General features: G+C 68.1%; 25 protein-coding genes and 1 pseudogene. 13 read left to right on the top strand and 13 right to left on the bottom strand.

What is annotated here, in order from left to right; all coding sequences use genetic code 11:
• Window positions 1-57: 57 nt before the first annotated feature.
• From ACFY2X_RS45100 to ACFY2X_RS45085, 4 genes are all read left to right on the top strand, one after another.
• On the top strand, window positions 58-750 hold the full coding sequence (locus ACFY2X_RS45100) for a DUF998 domain-containing protein (RefSeq protein WP_389950962.1): 693 nt from the start codon (window positions 58-60) through the stop codon (window positions 748-750).
• A gap of 100 nt (window positions 751-850) precedes the next feature.
• Window positions 851-3,067 carry a nitrate- and nitrite sensing domain-containing protein gene (locus ACFY2X_RS45095; protein WP_389950959.1) on the top strand — a complete coding sequence of 739 codons (2,217 nt, stop codon included), beginning with the start codon at window positions 851-853 and terminating at the stop codon, window positions 3,065-3,067.
• A 97-nt stretch (window positions 3,068-3,164) separates the two neighbouring features.
• The gene (locus ACFY2X_RS45090) at window positions 3,165-3,554 is read left to right on the top strand and encodes a roadblock/LC7 domain-containing protein (RefSeq protein ID WP_389950957.1); all 390 of its coding nucleotides are present in this window, start codon (window positions 3,165-3,167) and stop codon (window positions 3,552-3,554) included.
• Complete coding sequence (locus ACFY2X_RS45085; protein ID WP_389950955.1) at window positions 3,551-3,919, top strand: DUF742 domain-containing protein; 369 nt, start codon at window positions 3,551-3,553, stop codon at window positions 3,917-3,919. Before ACFY2X_RS45090 ends, ACFY2X_RS45085 begins: the two co-directional genes overlap by 4 nt.
• Before the next feature lie 123 nt (window positions 3,920-4,042).
• Here ACFY2X_RS45085 and ACFY2X_RS45080 read toward each other — a convergent pair whose 3' ends face one another.
• The 4 genes from ACFY2X_RS45080 to ACFY2X_RS45065 all read right to left on the bottom strand — a co-directional run bounded on the left by ACFY2X_RS45080 (window position 4,043) and on the right by ACFY2X_RS45065 (window position 7,799).
• Entirely contained in the window at window positions 4,043-4,618 is a 576-nt protein-coding gene (locus ACFY2X_RS45080; RefSeq protein WP_389950952.1) for an ATP/GTP-binding protein, read from the bottom strand.
• Window positions 4,599-4,946: a DUF742 domain-containing protein gene (locus ACFY2X_RS45075; protein WP_389950950.1), complete on the bottom strand. Its 348-nt coding sequence runs from the start codon at window positions 4,944-4,946 to the stop codon at window positions 4,599-4,601. Before ACFY2X_RS45075 ends, ACFY2X_RS45080 begins: the two co-directional genes overlap by 20 nt.
• Before the next feature lie 61 nt (window positions 4,947-5,007).
• Window positions 5,008-5,415, bottom strand: coding sequence for a roadblock/LC7 domain-containing protein (locus tag ACFY2X_RS45070; RefSeq protein WP_389950948.1), 408 nt, complete (start codon window positions 5,413-5,415; stop codon window positions 5,008-5,010).
• Complete coding sequence (locus ACFY2X_RS45065) at window positions 5,415-7,799, bottom strand: nitrate- and nitrite sensing domain-containing protein (protein ID WP_389950945.1); 2,385 nt, start codon at window positions 7,797-7,799, stop codon at window positions 5,415-5,417. Before ACFY2X_RS45065 ends, ACFY2X_RS45070 begins: the two co-directional genes overlap by 1 nt.
• A 156-nt stretch (window positions 7,800-7,955) precedes the next feature.
• On the opposite strand from ACFY2X_RS45065, the gene ACFY2X_RS45060 reads away from it, so the two are divergent.
• Window positions 7,956-8,762 (top strand): SDR family oxidoreductase, encoded by an 807-nt coding sequence (locus ACFY2X_RS45060; RefSeq protein ID WP_389950942.1) that lies wholly within the window; start codon window positions 7,956-7,958, stop codon window positions 8,760-8,762.
• Window positions 8,763-8,913: 151 nt separating this feature from the next.
• On the opposite strand, the gene ACFY2X_RS45055 is transcribed toward ACFY2X_RS45060, so the two are convergent.
• The 3 genes from ACFY2X_RS45055 to ACFY2X_RS45045 all read right to left on the bottom strand — a co-directional run bounded on the left by ACFY2X_RS45055 (window position 8,914) and on the right by ACFY2X_RS45045 (window position 11,227).
• On the bottom strand, window positions 8,914-9,513 hold the full coding sequence (locus ACFY2X_RS45055) for an MFS transporter (RefSeq protein ID WP_389950939.1): 600 nt from the start codon (window positions 9,511-9,513) through the stop codon (window positions 8,914-8,916).
• A gap of 701 nt (window positions 9,514-10,214) precedes the next feature.
• The gene (locus tag ACFY2X_RS45050; RefSeq protein ID WP_389950938.1) at window positions 10,215-10,424 is read right to left on the bottom strand and encodes a DUF397 domain-containing protein; all 210 of its coding nucleotides are present in this window, start codon (window positions 10,422-10,424) and stop codon (window positions 10,215-10,217) included.
• On the bottom strand, window positions 10,415-11,227 hold the full coding sequence (locus ACFY2X_RS45045; RefSeq protein ID WP_389951047.1) for a helix-turn-helix transcriptional regulator: 813 nt from the start codon (window positions 11,225-11,227) through the stop codon (window positions 10,415-10,417). Before ACFY2X_RS45045 ends, ACFY2X_RS45050 begins: the two co-directional genes overlap by 10 nt.
• 237 nt (window positions 11,228-11,464) lie before the next feature.
• Here ACFY2X_RS45045 and ACFY2X_RS45040 point away from each other — a divergent pair, with 237 nt between their 5' ends.
• Entirely contained in the window at window positions 11,465-11,950 is a 486-nt protein-coding gene (locus ACFY2X_RS45040; RefSeq protein WP_389950935.1) for an ATP-binding protein, read from the top strand.
• Window positions 11,951-12,240: 290 nt separating this feature from the next.
• Here the strand turns inward: ACFY2X_RS45040 and ACFY2X_RS45035 are convergent, their stop codons facing one another.
• Both ACFY2X_RS45035 and ACFY2X_RS45030 read right to left on the bottom strand, forming a co-directional pair.
• Window positions 12,241-12,906: a class I SAM-dependent methyltransferase gene (locus ACFY2X_RS45035; protein WP_389950933.1), complete on the bottom strand. Its 666-nt coding sequence runs from the start codon at window positions 12,904-12,906 to the stop codon at window positions 12,241-12,243.
• A gap of 120 nt (window positions 12,907-13,026) precedes the next feature.
• Window positions 13,027-13,791: an alpha/beta fold hydrolase gene (locus ACFY2X_RS45030; protein ID WP_389950929.1), complete on the bottom strand. Its 765-nt coding sequence runs from the start codon at window positions 13,789-13,791 to the stop codon at window positions 13,027-13,029.
• Between the two features lie 395 nt (window positions 13,792-14,186).
• Between ACFY2X_RS45030 and ACFY2X_RS45025 the strand changes: the two genes are divergently transcribed.
• The 6 genes from ACFY2X_RS45025 to ACFY2X_RS45000 all read left to right on the top strand — a co-directional run bounded on the left by ACFY2X_RS45025 (window position 14,187) and on the right by ACFY2X_RS45000 (window position 18,314).
• Window positions 14,187-14,648 carry a hypothetical protein gene (locus ACFY2X_RS45025; protein ID WP_389950927.1) on the top strand — a complete coding sequence of 154 codons (462 nt, stop codon included), beginning with the start codon at window positions 14,187-14,189 and terminating at the stop codon, window positions 14,646-14,648.
• Window positions 14,566-15,549: a hypothetical protein gene (locus ACFY2X_RS45020; RefSeq protein WP_389950924.1), complete on the top strand. Its 984-nt coding sequence runs from the start codon at window positions 14,566-14,568 to the stop codon at window positions 15,547-15,549. The genes ACFY2X_RS45025 and ACFY2X_RS45020 overlap by 83 nt, the downstream gene beginning before the upstream one ends.
• Window positions 15,550-15,686: 137 nt before the next feature.
• Complete coding sequence (locus ACFY2X_RS45015) at window positions 15,687-16,241, top strand: alpha/beta fold hydrolase (RefSeq protein ID WP_389950921.1); 555 nt, start codon at window positions 15,687-15,689, stop codon at window positions 16,239-16,241.
• A gap of 113 nt (window positions 16,242-16,354) precedes the next feature.
• Window positions 16,355-17,059, top strand: coding sequence for an alpha/beta fold hydrolase (locus ACFY2X_RS45010; protein WP_389950918.1), 705 nt, complete (start codon window positions 16,355-16,357; stop codon window positions 17,057-17,059).
• 47 nt (window positions 17,060-17,106) lie between these two features.
• The gene (locus tag ACFY2X_RS45005) at window positions 17,107-17,244 is read left to right on the top strand and encodes an alpha/beta fold hydrolase (RefSeq protein WP_389950915.1); all 138 of its coding nucleotides are present in this window, start codon (window positions 17,107-17,109) and stop codon (window positions 17,242-17,244) included.
• Window positions 17,245-17,393: 149 nt separating this feature from the next.
• Window positions 17,394-18,314, top strand: a complete 921-nt coding sequence (locus tag ACFY2X_RS45000) for a transglutaminase-like domain-containing protein (protein WP_389950913.1) — start codon at window positions 17,394-17,396, stop codon at window positions 18,312-18,314.
• A 415-nt stretch (window positions 18,315-18,729) separates the two neighbouring features.
• Here the strand turns inward: ACFY2X_RS45000 and ACFY2X_RS44995 are convergent, their stop codons facing one another.
• From ACFY2X_RS44995 to ACFY2X_RS44980, 4 genes and pseudogenes are all read right to left on the bottom strand, one after another.
• Window positions 18,730-19,353, bottom strand: a complete 624-nt coding sequence (locus tag ACFY2X_RS44995; protein WP_389950911.1) for a hypothetical protein — start codon at window positions 19,351-19,353, stop codon at window positions 18,730-18,732.
• Entirely contained in the window at window positions 19,350-19,964 is a 615-nt protein-coding gene (locus tag ACFY2X_RS44990) for an RNA polymerase sigma factor (protein ID WP_389950908.1), read from the bottom strand. The genes ACFY2X_RS44995 and ACFY2X_RS44990 overlap by 4 nt, the downstream gene beginning before the upstream one ends.
• 188 nt (window positions 19,965-20,152) lie before the next feature.
• Window positions 20,153-20,683, bottom strand: coding sequence for a recombinase family protein (locus ACFY2X_RS44985; protein WP_389950905.1), 531 nt, complete (start codon window positions 20,681-20,683; stop codon window positions 20,153-20,155).
• A 17-nt stretch (window positions 20,684-20,700) separates the two neighbouring features.
• Window positions 20,701-21,030 (bottom strand): annotated as a pseudogene (locus ACFY2X_RS44980) (DUF6245 family protein); the annotation flags it as partial.
• Between the two features lie 90 nt (window positions 21,031-21,120).
• Between ACFY2X_RS44980 and ACFY2X_RS44975 the strand changes: the two are divergent.
• On the top strand, window positions 21,121-21,326 hold a 206-nt coding region (locus ACFY2X_RS44975), incomplete at its 3' end, for a hypothetical protein (protein WP_389950902.1).

Raw genomic sequence — 21,326 nt, 5'->3', positions numbered from 1 at the left:
TCGGGCCAGGGGTACCGCCGGATGTGTCGGGGACGGCTCGGCGGGCAGTCTTGGCGCATGCTCGCGCTGAGAAGGCTCTACCCGCTGGTCGCCTGTGCCGGGATCGCGATGGCCGTCGTGGCCGCGGTCGTCGGCCAGATCGACCCGGATCCGTATCTGGACCCGCTCAATCTGACGATCAGCGAGTACGCGGCGCTGGATCGCGGGGGAGCCACCGAGTTCGCCATGGCCTGCCTGGGAATCGCGTCCTTCGCCCTGGTCGTGGGATTGCGGGCGGTCAAGGCGCCGGTGGGCGCGGCGGCGGAGCGGCTGATGCTGGTGTGGAGCGCGGCGCTGATCGTGATCGCGATCGTGCCGACCACCGCCCCCGGGCTGGCGCTGGACCTGACCGCCCAGGTGCACCGCTACGTGTCGGTCGCCGCGTTCGTCGCCATGCCCGCGGCGGGCGCGCTGATGGTGGCGCGCTTCAGCGAGGACGAGCGGTGGCGGGTGGTGGCCAGGCCGGTGGAGTGGCTGGCGCTGGTCGGCGGGTTCGGGCTGCTGGCGATCACCTACGTGGCGCTTCCGGGCGACCGGGTGCTGATCGGCCTGGTCGAGCGGGCGCTGCTGGGCGCGGAGGTCGCGCTGATCGGGGTGCTGGCCGTACGGCTGGCACAGCTGACCTGGACGCGGGACGCCAGCCGTGTCTCACGTGCCGCTCTGGGCAGACTTGTCACATCTCATGACTCTTTCCTGACAGGTCACAAATAGGATACGAATAACAGGAGTAGTCAGTGCTATCCTCGTCGGCGATCTGAGATCGTCCGGAGGTCTCCACTCCGGCGCTCCGAGACCGAACCGTTGAGGTGACATGGCATCGAGCAAGTCCATCCGGTTCAAGATCTCAGTGCTGGTGGCGATCCCGTTGACCTCGCTGGTCGCGCTGTGGGGCTTCGCGGCGACCGTCACGGTCGGCGACTCGATGAGCCTGCTCGCCGTCACCACGCTGTACGACTCCTTCGGCGGTCCCGGTGACGACCTGAGCAACGCGATCCAGCGCGAGCACCTGCTGTCGGCCGAATATCTGGCCAGCCGTTCGGAGGCCGACCGCGCCACCCTCACCGGGCAGCGCGCGGTGACCGACCAGGCCCGCAGGCACTTCCGCGAGGCGACCACCTCCGACGCGGCCCAGTCGGCCATGACCGAAGAGGTGCGGGTCCGCTTCGACGAGCTGATGAGCCACGTGAACGCGCTCGACACGGTCCGGGCCAGGGTCGACAACAACCGGATCGGGCCGGTCACGCTCACCAAAGAGTTCGCCCTGGTGCCCGAGGCCCTGCATCGGCTCTTCAACAGCATGAGCCTCAACAACGACCTGCCGCTCTACCGGCAGTCGCGCGGCCTCACCCTGATCATCTACGCCAAGGACTTCCTCAGCCGGCAGCGGGCGCTCGCGGCCGGACCGCTCTCACTCGCCCGCCCGCTGTCGGAGGCCGAGATCGAGCTGTTCGCGCAGCTCTCCATCAAGCGGGCCTTCCTCATGGAGCAGGGTCTGCCGGAGCTGGATCCGGATCTGCGCGAGTCCTTCAACGAGCTGTCCACCTCGCGGCTGTACTCCAGGTTCACCGACCTGGAGGAGCGCGTGCTGAAGGGCTCCGTCGTGTCGTTCACCGACTGGCGGGCCGCGAGCAACGAGCTGGAGGCGGCCTACCAGAGATCCATAGTGACGATCGGGACCGCCCTGTCCGAGCGGGCGACGCCCGCGGCCTTCGAGACCTTCGCCAAGGCCGGGATCGCGGGCGTGCTCGGGCTCCTGGCGGTCGTCGCGTCGGTGCTGGTCTCCTACCGGGTGGGCCGAGGGCTCACCCACGAGCTCGCCGGCGTACGGCGGGCCGCCGCGGAGCTGGCGGAGGTGCGGCTGCCGAGGGTCATGGAGAAGCTGCGCCGGGGCGAGACGGTGGACGTGGAGGGCGAGGCGCCCTCGCTGACGCCGATGGGCAGCACGGCCGAGGTCCACGCCGTGGCCGCCGCCTTCGACAGCGTCCAGTACCGTGCCGTGGACGCCGCCGTGGAGCAGGCCAAACTGCGCGACGCCGTCGCCCAGTCCTTCCGCAACCTCGCCCGGCGGAGCCAGTCGCTGCTGCAGCGCCAGCTGAAGCTGCTCGACGGGATGCAGAAGCAGACGGAGGACGCGGAGGCGCTGGGGAAGCTGTTCCAGCTCGACCACCTCACCACCCGCATGCGCCGTCACGCCGAGGGCCTGGTGATCCTCTCCGGCGGAGCGGCGGGCCGTAAGTGGCGCTCGTCGGTCCTGATGGAGGACGTGCTGCGCGGCGCCGCGGCCCAGGTCGAAGACTACGCCCGGGTACGGATCTACCCGATGGCCGGAACCACCCTGGTCGGCGACGCGGTGGCGGACATGATGCACCTGTTCGCCGAGATCATCGAGAACGCCACGGTCTTCTCCCCGCCCGGGGGCGAGGTGTCGGTCCGGGGCGAGCTCGTGGGCCGGGGTTTCACGGTCGAGATCGAGGACAGAGGGCTCGGCCTGACCCCGGAGAAGCGCACCGCGATCAACGAGCGCCTGGCCAGCCCACCGGAGTTCGACCCGGCCGAGACCGACCGGCTGGGCTTCGCGGTGGTCGGCCTGCTGGCCGCGCGATACGGGGTCAGCGTGGCGCTGCGGGCCTCGCCGTACGGCGGGACCGGGGTGGTCATCCTGCTTCCGGAATCCCTGCTGGGAGACCCCGAGCCGGTCGAGCCGGTGCTGCGGGAGGTGCCCAAGCCCGCGGAGCCGGTGCTGCGGGAGGTCTCGGAGCCCGCCGGATTCGCGGACTCCGCGGTTCCGGTCCCGGCCGATCTGTGGAAGGCGCCGGTGCGGCGTGGAAACGGAGGGCTGCCTCGCCGGGTGCGTCAGGCGAACCTGTCGCCGCAGTTGCAGCGGCAGGAGCCCCAGCCGGCGTCCGGGCCCGCGGAGCGGTCGCCCGAAGAGGCGCGGGCGTTGCTGAACTCGCTCCAGTCGGGATGGCGGCGCGGGCGGGCCGCCGATGATGAGGACGGGGAGAACAACAGTGGTAGGGATCGATGAACGGGGCTCGGAAGCGCAAGCGCGGCCGCTGAGCCAGGGCCACGAGATCGATCAGGACCCAAACAAGCGTGATCACAAGGGGAAAGGGTTTTACCACGTGCCGGGTGAGCTTTATTGGCTGCTGGATGACTTCGTCACGAGCGTGGCGGACGTCTCGCACGCGCTGATCCTGTCCAACGACGGGCTGCTGATGGCCTCGTCGCGGGAGCTGAGCAAGGAGGACGCCGATCACCTGTCGGCGGTCGCCTCCGGTTTCCAGAGCTTGGCCAAGGGGACCAGCCTGCAGTTCGGCGGCGGAGCCGTACGTCAGACGATGGTGGAGATGGACTCCGCGTTCCTCTTCGTCACCTCTGCCGGTCAGGGAAGCTGCCTGGCGGTCATGACCACCGGCGCCGCCGACGTCGGGCTGATCGCCTACGAGATGGCCCGCCTGGTCACCCGTGTCGGCCAGCATCTGGCCACCAGCCCCCGGATGGCAGGCCAATGAGCGACGTCGAGTGGGTCGACGAGGAGGCGGGCCCGGTGGTCCGCCCCTACGCGCTGACGGGCGGGAGGACCAAGGCGTCCTCCGCCGCGTTCGACCTGCTGTCGATGGTGGTGGCGACGGGGGCGGCGATCTCCGCCAGCTCGCACCTGGGGTCGGAGCATCGGCGGCTGCTCGGCCTGATGAAGCGGACCCGGCCGATCGTGGAGATCGCCTCGGACCTCGGGCTGCCGATCGGGGTCATCAAGGTGCTGCTGGGGGACCTGCTGGATCAGGGCCTGATTCTGGTGCGGTCGCCGCTGCCGGCGGCCACGCCGCCCGCGGAGAACCTCCTGCGGGAAGTGATCAGCGGCCTCCGGGCGCTCTGATCCCCCTGGATGTCCGAGTGCCTGTCGGGGGGCACGCGAAGCGCTCGGGCGGGCCGTCAGCGCCGTGGAAGGCGTGACTGGCCGGTAGTCCCGCGATGAGAGATCGCGGACTACCGGACCCGGTCAGCGCTGGCTTGCCGTCAGCACCCTCAGGGAGTGCTCCACAAGCGTCACCAGAACGGTTTTGGCCGACGCGCGACGCCGTACGTCACACAGCAGCACCGGGACGTCCGGGTCCAGGTCGAGGGCGACCCGCACATCCTCGGCCTCGTAGCGCTCGGCGCCGTCGAAGCAGTTGACCGCCACGATGAACGGCGTGCCGCGCTGTTCGAAGTAGTCGATCGAGGGGAAGCAGTCGGTCAGACGCCGGGTGTCGGCCAGCACGACCGCGCCCAGGGCGCCGTAGGACAGCTCGTCCCACATGAACCAGAACCGCTCCTGCCCGGGGGTGCCGAACAGGTACACGACCAGGCCTTCCCGGATCGTGATGCGGCCGAAGTCCATCGCCACCGTGGTGGTGGTCTTGCCCTCCACGCCCTCGACGTCGTCGATGCCGATGCCGCGGTCGGAGAGCACTTCCTCCGTGCGGAGCGGGCGGATCTCGCTGATCGCGCCGACAAGCGTGGTCTTGCCCACCCCGAAGCCGCCCGCGATGAGAATCTTGAGCGCGACGGGTTCGTCAGAGGGCCCGAAGTCCATTGATCACTTCCTTGAGAATGCGCTCGCTCGCCGAGGCGCGCCCGATCGAGATGAGGTTGTGGTCCTTCAGGTCGCCGAGGAGGACACGGACCACGCCGAGCGGCAGGTCGAGCTCCGACGCGATGTCGGCGACCGAGGTCGGGATGGCGACCAGAGAGAGGATGCGTTCCTGCTCCGGCCCGGGCACGAAGCCGCCCGGCGAGCCGGCGCGGGTCGCGGTGACGATCGCGATCAGGTCCAGCGCGTCACCGGAGGAGCGAGTACGGCCTCCGATGAGCGCGTAGGGCCGGACGACCGGTCCAGCCTCCTCGTCCATCCACTGGGTCATCCGTACCTCTCGCCTTCGGCTCGGGAATCGAACGACCCGTGCGCTCCGTGCCTGCCCCGGCTCATGAGAGGCCTTGGCGCGGATGGGTGGAGATGTGCTGGCCGACTCGTTTGACGAGCATGGCCATTTCGTACGCGATGTGGCCGACGTCGGCGTCGGAGTTGCTCAGCACGGCCAGGCAGGTTCCCTGCCCGGCGGCCGTGACGAACAGGAAGGCCGTCTCCATCTCCACGATGGTCTGGCGCACCTCACCGCCGCCGAAGTGGCGTCCCGCGCCGCGCGCCAGGCTCTGGAACCCGGCGGCCACCGCGGACAGATGTTCGGCGTCCTCCCTGCTGAGCCCCTTGGAGAAGCCCACGGCGAGCCCGTCCGTGGACAGGATCACAGCCTGTCGGACCGCGCCCACCCTGGTGGTCAGGTCATCGAGGAGCCAGTTCAGCTCGCCGGTGTTAGTCACTTTTCCGGTCATTAGTCCCCCTTATCACCTGTCGTGTGGTGTGCGTAGTCATTTCCGTGCTCTTCGCGCCCGCGCCGCGCGCCTGCCTGGAAGGCGGAGAACAGCGCGCGGACCTCGTCCGGCGAACGTTCGGAGGGCTCGGGTTCGGGCTCCGGCTCGGCGGGCGCCGCAGGCTCCTGCCGGAGCTGTGGCGCCAGGTTCGCCTGCCGTACCCGGCGGGGCAGACTCCCCGGCCCTGTGGTCTCGTGAGCGGGCTTACCGGCCGCCTCGGAGGCTGTGCCGCCGACCGGCTCGCGAACGGGTTCAGGAGCCGCTCCAGGGGCCTTCTGGCGGGCCAGCGGATCGGATGACACCACGGTGAGCGCCGGGGCGGCGAGAGGCGGAACGGAGGAACCCTGGGCGGAGGGGGCCTTGGCGGGGGGAACCGTCCTCGTCCGGCGGGGCAGGCCGTTGCCGGAGTGAGAAGGAGCGGCCGACGCGGACGGAGCGGCGGGCGAGGAGGGCCCGGTGAGCTCCGCCGGCTGCTCGGTGACCCGCTCGGCGGTGAGGGTGAGCGGTGAGGAGGACTCGGCGAGCACCGTGCGGGGGATGAGCACGATGGCCGTGGTGCCGCCGAACGGCGATCCGCGCAGGATGACCTGGATACCGTGCCGGGCGGCGAGCTGGCCCACCACGAACAGGCCGAGCCGGTCGCTGTCGGCCAGGTCGAACTCCGGCGGGTTGGCCAGCCGGTCGTTGATCGTCTCGTATTCGAGGGCGCTCAGGCCCAGGCCGCGGTCCTCCACCTCGATGGCGAAGCCGTTGGCCACGGCGTCGCCGCGCACGGTCACCGTGGTCTGCGGCGGGGCGTAGAGCGTGGCGTTCTCGATGAGCTCGGCTATGAGGTGGGTGATGTCGGCGACCGCGGTCCCGTCGAGCGAGGCGTCGGGCAGCGGCAGCACGTTGACCCGGGTGTAGTCCTCGACCTCGGCGATCGCGGCCCTGACGATGTCGACCACCGGCACCGGCTTGCGCCAGGCCCGGCCGGGCGCGGCGCCGGACAGGATGATCAGGCTCTCGGCGTGCCGCCTCATGCGGGTGGTCAGGTGGTCCAGCCGGAACAGGTCCTCAAGACCGTCGGGGTCGGCCGCCCGGCGCTGCATGCTGTCCAGCAGGCCGAGCTGGCGGTGGAGCAGGCCCTGGTTGCGCCGGGCCAGGTTCACGAAGACCTGGCTGACGCCCCGGCGCAGGTTGGCCTGGCCGACGGCGGCCTCGACGGCGGTGCGCTGCACCGAGCCGAACGCGTGGGCCACGTCGTGGACCTCCAGCGAGCCGTCCGCCTTGATCGGCGGCGCCTCGGCCTGCACGTCCACCTCCTCGCCGCGACGGAGCCGCTCGACGAGGCGCGGGAGCCGTACGTCGGCCAGCTCCAGGGCCGCCGAGCGGAGCCCGGCCAGCTCGCCGGCCAGGCGGCGACCGAAGCGGACCGAGATGATGATCGACGCGACCACCGCGATCAGGCCGACGCCGCCGGCGACCGCGATCCGGATCATGATGCCGGCGGCCACCGACTGGGCCCGTTCGGACAGCTTCTCGGTCGCGGCGAGGTTGACCCGGTCGAGCGAGGCCGACAGGTTGTCCGTGGTCGCCTTCCACTGACTCACCGAGGAGGGCAGCCGGCCGTTGCTCGCTCCGACGATGGCCCTCTCCAGCGCGGTGAACTTCTCGAAGGCCGCGGACTTGAAGATCTCCCGGTACGGCCGGTCCAACTCGGAGTCCAGGGCGGAAAGGCCGCGCGCGTACAGGAAACGCCGCGTGGCGACGTACTCGCCGAAGGCGCTGCGCTCCTCATCGGACATGCGATAGTCGATCAGCACCCCGCTGATCATCGCGTTCTCCCTGGCGATCATCTCGCGGGCGTTGCCCATCCACTGCATGGCCGTGGCCTGCTGGAAGATCGACAGGTCGGGGAGCGCGACCATCCGGTCGTACAGGAGGAAGACCGAGTCCAGGATCTGGTTGTAGCTCGACAGCACCTCCAACCGGCTGTGCCGGTTGCCGTCGATGCCGGAGCGGATGGCAGGAAGCCGGTCGAGCTGGTTGAGCAGCCCGTCCAGCGAGGCGCGCATCTCCGGGTCGTGGGAGTCGTCGGAGAGCGCCGCCGCGCGGAACTTCTCGACCGCCTGGTCGGTGTGGCGGCGCTGCTCGCTGACCGCGCTGGTGACGACCGGGGAACTGACCGTCACAGACGACTGCGTCCGCTCGGCCTGGAGCTGGAGCCCAAGCTCGGTGGAGGTCACGCCGACGGTCTGGTACAGCTGGTTCGCCCGCAGCAGGGCCGCTCCATCGCCGACGGTGAGGTTGAGGACGAAGCCCCACAGGGCGCTCAGCGACAACAGGGGTAAGAGCAGCAGCAAAAAGATCTTGAACCGAATTGACCGGTTTCCAGAGCCCATGCCACTCGTCCCAACCTCTGAGTGTGTGGAGGCTTGTGCTGCTTTGGGATGAATTCGCCTCCGGAAGATCGCACAGGAGACTAGCACCGATAAGGTTTCGGCGCAGTGGAGGATCTGATGATTAGTGTGATTACCGGGGCCAGTGCCGGAATCGGCGAGGCCGCCGCGGTCGAGCTGGCCGGGCGTGGGCAGCAGGTCGTCCTCGTCGGCCGGAACCCCGCCAAAGTCGCCCGGGTGGCCGAGCGGATCAGGGCCGTCTCAGGAACGACCCCGGACACACTGACCTGCGACTACACCTCCCTCGAAGACGTGCGCAGGCTGGGCGCGGAACTGCTTTCCCGCTATCCGCGGATTGACATTCTGATCAACAACGCGGGCGTCATGACCACCGAACGGACGCTCACGCGCGACGGCCACGAGACGACGATCCAGGTGAATCATCTCGCGCCTTTCCTGCTGACAAATCTTTTGCTGGACCGGGTGACCGGTCGGGTGATCACCACCTCGTCCCGGGCCGCCAAGACCGGACGCGTCGACCCCGCGGACCTGAACCGGGAGCGGCGGAGATGGAGCGGCTGGCTCCAGTACGGCGACTCCAAGCAGGCCAACGCCCTGTTCACGGTGGAACTGGCCCGGCGGCTCTCCGGGACCGGGGTGACCGCCACCTGCTTCCACCCGGGCGTGATCAAGACGGAGTTCGCCCCGAAGACGTTCATGATGTGGATGGTGAAGAACATCCCCGGCATGGGCCAGACCGCCGAGGAGGGCGCCAGGACCATGGTCCACCTCGCCACCCACCCCGACGGAGCCGCCTACCCCGGCCGCTACTTCGCCAAGAGCGCCCCCGCGTCCGTCCCCAAGGGCATGATCGACCCCACCCTGGCCCGCACCCTCTGGGACGCCAGCGCGGCGGCCGTCGCTTAGACGAGGTTCCGAACCGGACGCGGCGACGCCGGTGACGGGATGCTCCGGGTGGCCGGGGCGACGTCCCCGTCCAGGGCTGACGACGCGTCCCGTGCGGAGCCCCGGATCCGGTGCGGGATCCGGGACTTGCGTGCTACCCGGCGTCCTCCGGTCAGCGGCCGTGCGGCGTCCGGAGAACACCTTGCCGGGCCGGACCCGGTGCGAGGACCGCGACCGCCGCCAGGACTATGGCGGCCAGCGGCACATTCATCAGGAAGACCCATTGGGACAGAAGATGCTGCTCGACGACTATGCCCAGCACGGGGCCGACGTTCAGGCCCACCAGGATCGCCACCGCCGGCATCGCGACCGCGCGCCACACCTGGGTGCCGGGGAAGGCCGCGGCCATGAGACCGAAGCCCGCCCGGAGCGCCACAGCGGCCGCCAAGCCCTGTGCGGCCCGGCCACAGATCAGCAGGCCACCGGACTGAAGGGCGAAGGCGCACAACAGTGAGGCGAGACCGAAGGCGGCGAACCCCGACATGAGCACGCTCTTACGAGCCTTCACCGGGATCAGCACGCCCACGAAGGCGAGGGGATAGGCGTAAATCACCCAGGTGATCGTCATGGGAGTCGCCTCAGGGTCCAGCCCGAACAGTTGAAGGAAATCAAGCATGGTCACGTTCGCCGCCAAGACGAGAACTCCCAAGGAGAGGGCGCTGAGCATCCGCCAGCGTCCGGTCGCGGCGTGAATTTGGCTCAATTCGGTCATTGCTACTCCTTATGATCAATTTCTGGCGAGCAGCACAACGAACAGAGGGAAGTTTCGTTCCGATAGGTGGCCGGTGGTGCGCCAGGTGACCGGTTCGAGCCACCCGCGGGGCACGTGGGTTCGAGCCGCCTGCGGGATGCGTGCTTTGGCGATGCGACCGATGCCCGCCCCGGGCCGCCGGGCCCGCGAGATCACGAAAGCGGCCGAGACCGAACCTACGAACACTCCCCCCTGTGGTCGTGCTCTGGCCAACACGGAGCAGCATATCGGAACAGAATGATTCGTTCTGTATTCTGGCTCAATCTGTCATGGATCGTCCATGCCGAACGTCAGGTGATCGCTGCGGGCTGCGGGTCAGGATTGGGGGCGCGGCGGATCCCGGCCGGTTCTTCGGCGTGCTGTTCCAGATGGGCGGACCAAGCACGTGTGCAGAGTGCTTGATCTGTAACTGTTCGTTCGCGCGAACAGCACCGAGATCCGCCTGTGGCAGTGCCTGGATCACGCCAACCAGAGGTTCGTGATCGACAACGGCCAGATCAAGGTCAAGGACACCCTGTAAGACCATCGGACCGGCGCCTGGCCGTCCGCCGGAGGGACGTAAGGAACCACGAAGGCTCCCCACGCCCCTGACCTCGCCCGGTGACCGGGGTTTTCGCGTCGCGGACCCGCGTGGCCGGTGGGTCGACGACGTCCGAGACCGGCTAGTCGAACTCGCCGTCTTTCACGCCGCCGACGAAGGCGGCCCATTCGGAGGGGGTGAAGACCAGTGCGGGGCCGGTGGGGTTCTTGGAGTCACGGACGGCCCGGCGTCCGCCGGACAGTTCGGCGACCTCAACGCAGTTGCCGCCGTTGGAGGTAGACGCCTTGGCCTTGCGCCATGCTGCGGTCTTCAGCTCGTCGCTCAGCTCCATGTCTTTTTCGCAATCTCTTCGATCAGCTCTACCGATGCATGCCAAGGGTGGGCCTCCGCACGTATCGCGTCATACCTGAGGCTAGCGGCCTGCACTTCTTCCGCGCGATTGGTTACCTGGCCATGGCTCACTGACTCCATATAGGCCACATCTGGTCCTGACGGGAGCTGAGCTATCGCGAACCCTCCCACGAGGCTCGTGGTAGCCCCCAGGCTCAGGGGTACTACTTGAACGGTGATGTGGGGGCGTCTGGCCGCTTCCACCAGGTGTTCTAACTGCTCGCGCATGATCTCATGGCCCCCTATAGGGCGGTGCATGACAGTCTCGTCAATCACTACCGAGCACATCGGTGGCGCTTCACGGTTGAAGATGACTTTCCGTCTCATGCGTGTCTCAAGTGCTTCTTCTACCTGCTTCTCTGTTATTCCAGGCTGTCCTCGCAGGACCGCCCGCGCATAGTCAGGGGTCTGGAGCAGGCCAGGAAGCACAAGGGGCTCCCACATGCGGAGGGTTTTTGCTTCCGTCTCGATCTCCAACCAGGGACGGAACCAGTGAGGAAGCTGGTTGACCGCTCTGTTGAGCGCATCCAGTAGATCCGTGAGCGTGGTTCCCAGGCCGAGGGCTTGGTCCGCCGCTTGAGCCAGTTGCGGGTTCGGCTCCCGCTGTCCGTTCTCCAGCATGCTCAGCTGACTGGGTGACACAGTTATTAGCGCAGAAAGTTGTTTTTGTGTCATTCCCGCAGCAACGCGGGCTCTGCGTAGTTCTGTCCCGAAATAAACACGTGGCGGTGCGGGTGACTCCATCCCCGAGAAGGTCATAATCGATATCCCCTACCGTTCGCGGAACTTCATTCGCATTCACGGACTTCACATCACGCCAGTGATTCGGAGGAACTTGTGAGTGATTGTGGACTCAAATCAGCTGCTTGGCTAGCCCTTCTCTGAGATTGTCAAAAGCGAACCGCCACCTGGCGGACTCCCGACCGTCGATCGACTAGAGGGTCGCCACATCAGTGGGAACGCTGGGAGAAAGGCCTTGTCATGCAATCGCAGTCCACGAAACTCGGGGAAGTCTTCCTCCCGCGTGCGGCCGAATCGGTATCCCGCGCTCGCGATGTGGTAAGCGAGCTTATCGGAAGAGACCATTACGCCTACGAGGCCGTGAGGCTGGTCGTTTCCGAGCTGATGACCAACGCGTTCAAACACGCCGATCGCCATCGGGTGGGCGCCGATCTGATCCGGTTCGCGTTATATCGCCGGGGGGCGGTCTACCGGATCGAGGTCACCGACCGGGGCGCCACGTTCGACGCGCCCCGCCGGGAGGCTCCCCGGACGGTGGCCGAGAACGCCAGGGCCGAGTTCGGGCGGGGCCTGTGGATCGTCGACGAACTCTCCCAGGGCAACTGGGGAAGCTGCGACCACGGCCGGGGCTGCGGCCGGACCGTGTGGTGCGAACTCCCCGCCGAACCACCCCTCGACCGTCTCGGCACCCCCGGCCCGCCCTCGGTTCTCACCACCACTGGCTGACCAGAAAACGGGCCGCTTCCGGCGTTTTCTCCGGCCGTCTCGGCGCCACTTCTCCGGCCGTCTCGGCGCCGCCGATCCCCTTCCGTGCCACGGCCACCGGCCGACCAGGGGAACGGACCGCCCCCGGCGAACGCCGTCCGCCCACTGGACGCCTACTGGACGCCCCACAACCGTCCCCGGCAGGGAACCGTGTGAACTTCCCACGTCATCCATTCACGCGGTTTCGTCTCTTGTCCGGGAGAGAGCCCCTGCCGGGGGCCCAAAACCCCTCCCGTTGTGAGGTGGGGTGGTCAGGCGCGCGGCCCAGGTGCCGTACGGCGAGCGAGGAGATAGGCGTGTGAGATACCCAGCTTGGAGTCCTCGCGCGGGGCGATGAGCAACCGGGCCACCTCGGCGAACCCGGCTTGGAGCAGCAGCGCGGCCAGGCGGTCGGGTGAGTACTGGTAGGCGAGGGCTGTCGGGTGGTCGAACGCCTTGGCCAGTTCGGCGGGGTCGTCGTATGCCGGGAAGCCGAGCAGCAGGTGGCCGCCGGGGGCGAGCACGCGGTGGAACTCGGTGAGCGTCGCGGGGAGCCGCTCGGGTGGGATGTGGAGGATCGAGTAGTTGGCGAGGACTCCGGCCAAGGAGGCGTCCTCTGCCCTGAGGGCGTCCATCAGCCCCACCTCGAAGCGGAGCTCCGGATAGGCGTCCCGGGCGAGCACGATCATCTCCGGTGACAGGTCGACGCCGAAGGCGGTCACGCCCAGGGAGCGCAGATAAGCGGTGACGTGGCCGGGGCCGCACCCCGCGTCCGCCACCAGGCCGTCACCGTCGGCGCGGACCAGTTCGGCGAAGGCGGAGATCATCGCGTAGTTGAGCGGGTTGGCGTGGAATCGCTCGGGGAGGATCTCGGCGTAGTGGGCGGCGGCGTCGTCGTAAGCGGTGCGGGTGGCGGTGAGGAAGTCCGGCTCGGTCATGGGGGGTCATGATAGGGAGCGTTCTCAAAATGATCTAGGTTGCGCGGGATCATCCGAGGGTCAGGCGCAGGCCGGGCCCTTGGTGATCTTCACCTGTGGCGGGGAGCGGCCCGGAACGGCTCAGTCGGCGGCGCGTGTCTCATGCAGGAAGTCGATCAGTAGCGGGTTCAACGCGTCCGGGCACTCCAGACTCGGTAGGTGGCCCGCCCAGGCAAGTTCGAGATGGCGGGCGTCGGCAAGCTGATCCGACAACTGGGCGGCGATCTGCCGGAAATCCACCAGGTCGTGGCGGCCGGAGACGAGCAGGCTGGAGGCGGTGATGGCAGCAAGGTCGGCCTCGACCGTTATCGGCCCGACCTCCTCGACGGCCGCCAATTGAACGTCGAACGCGTGGCGCTGCATCTGGCGCACCTTGTCCTGAGTAGCCTCGTCGGAGTCAGGTCCCAACCACATGGCCACATTGAGCTCGGTAGCCCCCGCGATGTCACCCGCTTCGATCAGTGCATTTTCGCGTTGGCCGAAGGCTCTCAATTCGGCGCTGGGCTTGTGTCCGGACAACGCGGTGCACAGCAGCACCAGCGCGGTCACTCGCTGCGGCCAGCGGGCTGCGATCTCCAGCGCGACCTGGCCCCCACCGGATGCCCCGACCAGTGCCGCGTGCTCGACCCCGAGTAGATCCATCAGATCTGTAACGTCCTGGGCGTCGTTGTACGGCCGGTCTGGCAGGGGACTCTGGCCGAAGCCGCGTAAGTCGCAGCGCACCACGCGATAGCCGGCGTTGACCAGAGTCGGCAGCTGCGGGTCCCACATCCGCCGATCACACACGGTGGAGTGCAGCAGGACCACCGTCGGGCCGCTTCCGGTCACATCATGGGCAAGTGTCATGAGGCCCGATCGTAGAGATCCGAATCGCGAGGCACATCCGAATTCCACCGGGGCTGAGGGAGGCGCCCAAGGCTCATTGAGCGAATGCCGGGCGTGGTAGCGCGACTTGAGTGTTTCCCAGGCAGTGCTGATCTATGTCTGACTTTATGCCAACCTGGCCGGGAACTCCCGGTTGCTCGCAGTTGCTTTGCCTCTGGCCTTCCGCTCCCGAAGATGTCCCCAGCCCCAAGTAGCTGTGCGAGTAATCACGATTGCGGTTCGTGATCTTCGGGAGGGGTGAATGCTGCTGGTTGGCCGGGAGTTTGAGGCAGCAGACCGGACGAGCGTGTTCAGAGGATCTTCCATCCTCTGCCGTCCGTGCCGCCCGCGTCCTGCGCCCCGCCTTTCCCGGCGGGGTGTTCTTCGTCGACCTGTACGGCATGTCCGCCCAGCCGCTCGCGGCCGGGGACGCCCTGGCGCAGGTGCTGCGCGCGCTCGGCACGGCCGAGCGGCAGATACCCGGCGAGGCCGCGGACCGCGCCTCGCTGTACCGTTCGCTGCTGCGGGAGCGGCGGGTGCTGGTCGTGCTCGACAACGCCAGGTCTGAGGAGCAGGTCCGCCTGCTCCTGCCGGGCGGCGGGCCGAGCCGCGCTCTGGTGACCAGCCGCCGGTTGCTGGCCGGACTGGAGGGGGTGCAGCGGCTGAGCCTGGGCCCGTTGCCGCAGGAGGAGGCGGCGGAACTGCTGACCGGAATCTTGGCCAAACGCGGCTCCGCCGACGGCCAGGAGGCGATCGGTGACCTCCTGGCTGCTGCGCATGGCCATCATGGCCGGCCGGTGGTTCGAGCCCACTTACGGTGGCAGCCCCGGCCGGCCTGACCCCGACCTCGCGGTCGTCGCCTCCTCGCAAGAGGCCGAGCGCTGGCTGCGGGCGGACGCGGACAACTGGCTGGCCGCCTTACGGCTGGCCTCCAGCGACGGCCAGCACGCGCTCGTGCTGGACTGCGCGGAATCGATGCACTGGTTCTCCGACCGGTGGATGTACTGGCCGCACTGGCTAGAGGTGTTCACGCTCGGCGCTCAGGCGGCCGACGCCCTGGGTGATACGGCTCAGCACGCTACCCAGCTCAACTATCTGGCCTGGGTGCATCTGGTGCCGCCCGCCGACCTGCAAGCGGTGCTGCTGATGGCGTCCCAGGTGCTGGAGCTCGCCACCCGCAGCGGGTCAAGGGCGCAGATCGCCTGGGCTCACCAGTACACCGGGACGGCGCTGCGTCATCTCGGCCGGCTCAGCGAGGCAGCCGACTCCCTCACGCGATCGGCGCAGCTGTTCCACACCGACGCCGACATCGACGCCTACGCGCAAAGCCTGAACGCGCTGGGCGACGTCCTTGCCGCCGACGGACACCGCGAAGCGGCGCTGGAGCAGTTCCGGCACGTGATGTCCTTGCTGGAAGACGAGAACCCGGGCATGTCACCGGACATCGCCTCCTTCACCCGGCCGCAGACATTGGCCAGGATCGGCCACTGCCTGAGCCTGCTCGGTCACCCGGCCGAGGCGATCGCCACGCTGAGCGAGGCAGCAGCCGGGCTGGAGACCTTTCACGCCTTCAGCTCACAAGCCCGTGTTCTGGAGACACTGGCGGGCGTCCTGGCCGAGCAAGGCCGCAGGAAAGAAAGCCGCCAGACCTACGCGCAGGCGGCCGAGGTGTTCGAGTCGAGCGGTGAGGTGGAGGCGGCAGGCCGCTGCCGCGACCTGGCAGCGGCGTTGACGGCATAGGGGCCGCCCGGCGCTGAACCGCTGGAGGTTCCGCCGTACTTCTGCGTGCTGTTCTGCATGGTCCGTGATCTCGCGCTCGATTTGAATGAGGGGCGTCGGACAGGCAGCGGGCCTGTTCATCCAGGTCAGGAGTGACCATGACGACCATCAGGAACATCGTGCTCGTGCACGGTGGTTTCGTGGACGGATCCGACTGGCAGGGCGTCTACGACGAGCTGGCCAGGGACGGCTTCAGCGTCCGCATCGTGCAGAACCTGACGCTGTCGCTGGCCGGTGACGTCGCCGCGACCCGCCAGGTCCTCGACGGCCTGGACGGCCCGGCAGTCCTGGTCGGCCACTCCTACGGCGGCGTGGTCATCAGCGAGGCCGATACCCACCCCAACGTCGGCGCGCTGGCCTACATCGCCGCCGACCTGCCCGCCTCCACCACCCGGCTGATGCAGGCCACCCAACGCCCGTTCGCCGCCTCCTCCTACACCGACGTGACCACGGCGGCCGCCTGGCGCACCATCCCCTCCTGGGCGCTGGTGGCCACCCAGGACAAGGCCATCCCGCCGGCTCTGGAGCGCTTCTTCTACAGGCGTGCCAAGTCGCACGTCTATGAGGCGAAGGGGGCCTCGCACGTGCCGATGATGAGCCAGCCCGGCCTGGTGACCCGCGTCATCAAGGATGCCGCCCACGCCGTCGGCTGACCCTGCCATGCGTTCTTCGAGCGCCAGGCCGATCGGATCCCGCTCCGATCGGCGCCCCCACTGAGCGTTGTCCCGGCGATCCCGGGGCAACCTCTCACCCTCAAGAGGACTCGATGGCACCCTCATCCGACCCGCTCCGGCCCGGTACCCACAGCGTCAGCATCCGGGGCGCCCTGCAGCGCTACCACGTCGCCGGCACCGGACCCGTATGCCTGGTCCATCCGGGCGGTCCGGGTCTGGGCTGGGAGTACCTGCGCATGCCGCGCCTGGAGCAGCATCTGACGCTGGTCCACCTGGAACCGGTCGGCACCGGCGGATCCGGTCACCTGTCCCGGCCGCAGGATTACCGCATCGACACCTACGCCCAGTTACTGCACGAACTCGTCGAGCACCTGCGCACGCCGCCCCCGTTCCTGATCGGTCACTCCCACGGCGGGTTCGTCGCCCAGCACTACGCGCTGGCCCACCCCACCGCCCTGGCCGGTCTCATCCTCTACGACACCTCACCCTGCACCGGGCAGGAATTCTGGCACCAGGCACTCGACAACCTCGACCGCTTTCCCGAGCGCCACCCCGGCCAGCCCGAAGCCGCACTCATCCCGCACGCCTTCCGCCAAGCCCTGGAAGCCACCGACAACGCATCCTGCACCCGGGCACTACGTGCCGTCCTGCCCGCCTACTTCGCCGACTACTGGGCCCACGAGAGCGAACTGGCCGGGCTGCGGGCCGGGCTACGCGCCTGGGCGGACCCCTGCACGCCGCCGAACCTCCCTTCGACAACCGCGGCAAACTGCACGCGCTCACCACACCCACCCTGATCATCAGCGGTGCCCACGACTTCATCTGCGGCCCCTCCTGGGGACGCATGCTGCACGAAGGCATCGCCCACTCCCGCTTCGCCCACCTCCGCGACAGCGGCCATCTGGGCCATCTCGAACAGTCCGATGTCTTCACCGCAGCCATCACCGCCTTCGCCTCCAACGTCAAAAGCTGTCGGGATTAGGTGGCGGTCTCAAGGGGTCAACGCATCACCGCCTTTGATGAGGTCAGCGTAGACCTGGGAAATCTAGACAATTGCGGGCGAATTCTGGCACGGTGAGGGCCGTTGGCCAGCAATCGAACGTGTAGCCGATTTCGTCCGGAGGGCCAGCCATGCCATCCGCTCATCTCTCACCGGAAGCCGCCGCCTTCTATGCCGCGCAGAGCGCTTTCTCCGACCCGGGAGGGCTCGCCCCTCTCTATGTCGACCTGCCGGGTGATCGGGTTCAGCTTGCCCGGATAGCACGTGACCTGATGATCCATCGCCTGGAGGGTGAGCCGTTCCGGTATGCCATCCTGCAGAACCGCCTGCACAACGATGCCGAGACGCGCTACCTCGACGACATTTTGCGGATCATGGTCGCGCGGAACGATGCGCCGTTGACGCAACGGCGCGAGGTCAGTGACCGCTTCGTCGGCGTCTGCCGGGACTTCGCGCTCCTTTATTGCTCGTTCCTACGCCATGCGGGTATACCCGCACGCCTTCGGTCCGGCTTCGCCGACTACTTCGGCTCGGATGGCTTCCACGCCGACCATGTGGTCACCGAGTACTGGGACCAGGAGCGCGGCTGGCTGCTCGCCGACCCGCAGCTGACCGACCCAGTGATCATCGACACATGGAAGGTGGACTTCGACCCGATGGACGTGCCCCGCGACCGCTTTCTGGTTGCGGGCAAGGCGTGGCAGGCCATCCGAGCGGGCGAGGCGGACCCGAAGACCTTCGGACTCCACCCTCCAGAGGAGGGGCCGATGTTCGGGGAGTGGTTCGTGGCCCATGACGTCCGGTTCGACCTCGCAGCGCTGAACAAGGTGGAGCCGCTGCTGTGGGACATCTGGGGGACGGGAGCGGGCGGCGCCAGGGAGATGACGGACGCGACCTGTGAGTTGTACGACCAGGCCTCGCTGGTGGCATGCGACGACGTCCCCTTCGACGCGGTGCGGAAGCTCTTCGCGGAGAACGAGGAGCTGCGGACCCCGAAGACGGTGCTGTCGCTGGCGCCGTTCAATGGCCCGAGCGAAGTCACACTCCGCTGATAGCCCCCGCGCCCGGTCATACAGACATGTGCCTGAGCATCATGGGGGCCGGTAGTAATCGCCGAGAATCCAACGGGTCTCGCCGACCAGCATCGACGTGAGGCATCCGGACGAGGTCGGCGAGATCCTCGGCCCGGCCCGCCAGCCCCGCGGCGCCCTCACATCAGAGCAGGTCAGAGATAGGTTCGTTGGATTTTCGGCGATTACTACCGAGTCCCCGGGATCAGACTCGGGCTTGAGATGCGCGTTGGGCGTGCACAGGGCAAAGCCATCGAATGCCGCAGGGGGGACCTGCAACCACGCTTACGACCCCGCACTGACCCCTTTGGCACCGTTCTGCCCCGCGGGAAGGCGCTTGCCGTGCGAAATGGTTCCGTTGGGAGATTCACTCCGGGCGCGTCACCAGCGTGCGGGATCAGCCCCCGACGCCGCCCTCGGGGCCCTCCTGCATCACGGGGCCGCCGGGAACGACTTCGCAGGGCGCCACCGGGCCGGTCACGACCCGGTAGAGGCCGCTGGCCATACGGTTGTCCCCGTGTTCCTCGTACCACATGGTGTAGACGAAGGTCTGCCCCGGCTTGATCTGCTCCGGATGCAGCCTCCAATAGGCATCCTCACCTTCAGCCGGCGGTTCGGTGGTGAGCAAGGCCGGATTGTCCGGCAGGTACGTACCCCGGGGCTCCTTGCACTGCTTGCCGGTCGGCAGGAAGGTCACGTCCGCCTGCACGTCGAGGTTGCGCAACTGGCGTTCGATCACCTCGGGATGCTTGTAGTCCCTGACGTAGATCTTGATGGACCCGTCCGGTTCGCGGATCACCGCGTTCGCCGGGGTGGCACCCTGGCCCAGCAGCGCGGGGACGCCGATCGCCAGTGCGGCGGCGACTGTGGTTCCCAAGATGGCCAAGCCTAGCCAGCGACGGTGCGGGCGTACCGGTGCAGATGCGGTTTCCTGTTCGATCATGGTCATCAGGTGGGCCTTTCTGAGTGAGTGCCGGGCGGCAGGAAGGTCGCGTTCTTTCGGAAGCTTGTGGTTTGTCACAGCTCCTCTCCCTTCTTGCGGAGCGCTGAGAGGCGCTCACTCCATCTGTGTCCAAGCCGTGGTTTGGGTTCCTTTTCCAGGAGGTCTTTCAAGCGGCTTCGAGCCCGGGACAGTCGCGACCGCACCGTGCCCACCGGGATGCCCAGGGCGACGGCGGCTTCCTCGTAGGTCAACTCCGACCAGATGCAAAGGGCGAGGACTTCGCGGTCCGCCAGCGGCAGCCGGTCCATCAGCGCCAGGATTTCGCGCATCCGGTGCTCGTCGTCGATTCGCCCGGCGATGTCCTCGGCGGGGTCGGGTTCGTAGACCTGGGGCGGGAGCTGTTCCAGTGCCGTCTTGTGGCGGCGCAGTGACCGGTGCCGATTGCGCAAAACGTTGTTGGCCACGCCGAGCAGCCAGGGGAGCGCGCTTTCATGGAGGATTCGCACATGGCCGCGCCGCCGCCACGCCTCCAGGAACACCACCGAGGTGAGGTCTTCGGCGGCCGACCAGTCTGCGGTGCGGCGGAAACAGTGGTTATAGACATCGCGCGCATACTTGTCGAACAAGGCCCCGAAGGCCTCGCTGTCCCCTTCGGCCGCGCGGGACCATAACTCGAGATCAATGCTCACGACTCGTCTGTGTCCGCACGTCGATTCCAGTTCCATGTGATAGCCGCCACAGGCGGCCAAGCTCCTGCGCTATCGCAGGCCAGCGCCATATTCGTGGGAAGTTTCTTCGTGCTCCTGGGACTCCATGACTTCCCGGCTGGAGGGCCATCGACCTAGCTGGCCGATTTCGGGGTGGCGCCGGGCTCCTCCTATGCCTTGTCCGGCTTGTCGGGATTGAGGTGGCGGTAGATGGTGGCGCGGCTGACGCCGAGCCGGTCGGCGATCTGCTGGACGGTGTAGCGGCGCTTGCCGTCGTCGCCTTTCATCTCGTACAACGCGCGGGCCATCTCCACGCCGTGGGCGTCCAGGGCCGGTGGGCGCCCGCCGACGCGGCCGCGCGCTCGGGCCGAGGCGAGCCCTTCGAGGGTGCCCTCGACGATGAGCTCCCGGAGGAACTCGTCGAAGGCGCCGAACATGTGGAACTGCAGGCGCCCGGACGGCGTGGAGGTATCGATGCCCTGCTTGAGCACCAGGAGGTGGACCTCGCGCTCGCGAAGCTGCGCCGCCAAGTCCAGCAGGTGGCGCAGGGAGCGGGCGGCGCGCGACAGGCGGGTGATGACGAAAGTGTCGCCGGGCCAGAGGTAGTCCAGCGCCTTGTCGAGCTCGGGGCGTCGATCGATCTTCCCGTACGCCTTGTCGATAGCAGGATGTCGACGTTGCCGATCGCGGTGACCAGGCACTCGCGGGCCGCCCGCATCTCGGCGATGTGCTCCTTCACCGTCTCCACGTCGGGCACCTGCCCAGCGCCGATGACACCCAGGAGCCTTTGCAGGCCCTCGGCGGTGTGCGCGGCCGCCAGCGGGATCGGGCCGGTGGACGGGTCTTGAGCGATCAACCGCAGCGGGCCGGCCACGCGTAGGGCTTGCCAGCGCAGGAACCCGACGAGCTTGTCGGGGTCGTCGGCCACACCCGCGGTGGCGAGCTGCTGGTGGTGCGCGGCCGCCAGGTCCTCGACGCCGGCCGCGGAGCTCTCGGCGAGCATGGCCTCGACCTGGACGGCGCCGAGCAGGGCGTTGGCCAGCCTCATCCGGTACGGCTCGGGGCCGCCGAGCTGGACGGCGGTGGCGGGCTGATCGTGCAGCGGGGGGATGTCCATGGGCGCCCACCGTAGGGCGCGGTGGCTCCTGGCGCCGGGGAACCGGATGGCCAGGGCGAAGCCGAGATCATCGAACGCGGCCGTCTCGTGCTGGTGCCCTGGCGATCGCCGGGGCCGTCCCTGGGGGGCGGCCCCTTCGGCGTCTCAGTGCTCGTCGACGACCTGGCCGTTCAGGGCGGTGGCGTCCTTGGTGAGGGCCATGGTCAGCGGCGCCTCCGGGAAGGTGG

Origin of the sequence: Streptosporangium sp. NPDC000396, assembly GCF_042898655.1 — a bacterium.
Lineage (GTDB): Bacteria > Actinomycetota > Actinomycetes > Streptosporangiales > Streptosporangiaceae > Streptosporangium.
This window is presented reverse-complemented; position numbering and strand designations above follow the sequence as displayed.

Bases quoted from the DNA above. Each gene is read 5' to 3' on its own strand.
- ACFY2X_RS45035 (WP_389950933.1), bottom strand. From the start codon at position 12,906: ATGACCGAGCCGGACTTCCTCACCGCCACCCGCACCGCTTACGACGAC.
- ACFY2X_RS45075 (WP_389950950.1), bottom strand. From the start codon at position 4,946: ATGACCCAGTGGATGGACGAGGAGGCTGGACCGGTCGTCCGGCCCTAC.
- ACFY2X_RS45045 (WP_389951047.1), bottom strand. From the start codon at position 11,227: ATGGAGTCACCCGCACCGCCACGTGTTTATTTCGGGACAGAACTACGC.
- ACFY2X_RS45050 (WP_389950938.1), bottom strand. From the start codon at position 10,424: ATGGAGCTGAGCGACGAGCTGAAGACCGCAGCATGGCGCAAGGCCAAG.
- ACFY2X_RS45030 (WP_389950929.1), bottom strand. From the start codon at position 13,791: ATGACACTTGCCCATGATGTGACCGGAAGCGGCCCGACGGTGGTCCTG.
- ACFY2X_RS45005 (WP_389950915.1), top strand. From the start codon at position 17,107: ATGCTGCACGAAGGCATCGCCCACTCCCGCTTCGCCCACCTCCGCGAC.
- ACFY2X_RS45015 (WP_389950921.1), top strand. From the start codon at position 15,687: ATGACGACCATCAGGAACATCGTGCTCGTGCACGGTGGTTTCGTGGAC.
- ACFY2X_RS45000 (WP_389950913.1), top strand. From the start codon at position 17,394: ATGCCATCCGCTCATCTCTCACCGGAAGCCGCCGCCTTCTATGCCGCG.
- ACFY2X_RS45095 (WP_389950959.1), top strand. From the start codon at position 851: ATGGCATCGAGCAAGTCCATCCGGTTCAAGATCTCAGTGCTGGTGGCG.
- ACFY2X_RS45060 (WP_389950942.1), top strand. From the start codon at position 7,956: ATGATTAGTGTGATTACCGGGGCCAGTGCCGGAATCGGCGAGGCCGCC.
- ACFY2X_RS45080 (WP_389950952.1), bottom strand. From the start codon at position 4,618: ATGGACTTCGGGCCCTCTGACGAACCCGTCGCGCTCAAGATTCTCATC.
- ACFY2X_RS45085 (WP_389950955.1), top strand. From the start codon at position 3,551: ATGAGCGACGTCGAGTGGGTCGACGAGGAGGCGGGCCCGGTGGTCCGC.
- ACFY2X_RS45055 (WP_389950939.1), bottom strand. From the start codon at position 9,513: ATGACCGAATTGAGCCAAATTCACGCCGCGACCGGACGCTGGCGGATG.
- ACFY2X_RS45010 (WP_389950918.1), top strand. From the start codon at position 16,355: ATGGCACCCTCATCCGACCCGCTCCGGCCCGGTACCCACAGCGTCAGC.
- ACFY2X_RS45100 (WP_389950962.1), top strand. From the start codon at position 58: ATGCTCGCGCTGAGAAGGCTCTACCCGCTGGTCGCCTGTGCCGGGATC.
- ACFY2X_RS45070 (WP_389950948.1), bottom strand. From the start codon at position 5,415: ATGACCGGAAAAGTGACTAACACCGGCGAGCTGAACTGGCTCCTCGAT.
- ACFY2X_RS45040 (WP_389950935.1), top strand. From the start codon at position 11,465: ATGCAATCGCAGTCCACGAAACTCGGGGAAGTCTTCCTCCCGCGTGCG.